Consider the following 1,043-nt stretch of genomic DNA (forward strand, 5'->3'; position numbering starts at 1 on the left):
CTAGCCCGTGTTTCATAAGGCTCGGAGCCACTGGTTGATGATGGCGATGGTGACGGTGGCTTCGAAGCGGACGGCGAGTTTGTCGTAGCGGGTGGCCATGGCCCGATGCTGCTTGAGCTGGTTGATGCCGCATTCCACGGCGTGCCGTAACCGGTAGTCGATGGGGTTGAAGGCGGGCGGGCGGCCGCCTTTGGATCCCTTGGCCTTGCGGTGGGCGTCCTGGTCGGCCTTGCTCGGGATGCAGACCCGGATCTTTCGGCGGCGGGCGTACCCGCGGTTGCCGCGGCTGGTGTACGCCTTGTCGGCCAGGACCAGGTCGGGACGCGTGCGGGGCCGGCCCCCGCCGACCCGGTACACCTTGATCCGCTCCAGCACGGTGATGAACTGCGGGCTGTCTCCGCGCTGCCCACCGGTGATCACCACAGCGAGAGTCTTGCGGCCCTGCTCGCAGGCCAGATGCGTCTTGGTGGTGAACCCGCCCCTCGATCGGCCCAGCCCGTGATCGTCGGGCTCGGTGGCAACCCCGCCCGGCGGTTCCTTCTGCAGGTGACCGTCCCGGCGGGCGCCTGCGGCGTGCTGGTGGGCGCGGCTGATCGTGGAGTCGACGCTCACCGTCCACTCAATTTTCCCAGCGGCGTCCGCCCCGGCCTGCAACCCTGCCAGGACCTTCGCCCAGGTGCCATCACGCTGCCAGCGCCGGAACCAGCGATACAAGGTCTGCCAAGGCGCATACACCTCGGGCACATCCCGCCACGGCGTTCCCGTCCGGACCCGCCACCGGATCCCGTCGATGATCTGCCGTTTCGTCCAACGCGGCGGACGCCCCCGACCCGGCTCAACAGGCAAAACAGGCCGCAGCCCCGCCCACTGAGCGTCGGTGAGATCATGCCGCCTCGCTGCCGCTACCCTGGGCACGAGGTCTCCGGTCGGTCTTCGGTTCGCTTGGTCGCTAACCGATCTACCGGAGACCTCAACCTTTAGCGATCACCGCCACGCCGGGCCCACCTCACCGCCCAACACGGCCCTTACGAAACACGGGCTAG

1 protein-coding gene is annotated in these 1,043 nt (G+C 68.3%); it reads right to left on the reverse strand.

Going from position 1 to position 1,043, the window contains the following annotated elements; genetic code table 11:
- Positions 1-12: 12 nt before the first annotated feature.
- Positions 13-915: an IS5 family transposase gene (locus ACWENR_RS30910; protein WP_452280458.1), complete on the reverse strand. Its 903-nt coding sequence runs from the start codon at positions 913-915 to the stop codon at positions 13-15.
- Positions 916-1,043 lie beyond the last annotated feature (128 nt).

The sequence above is a fragment of the Micromonospora sp. NPDC004336 genome (assembly GCF_053602615.1).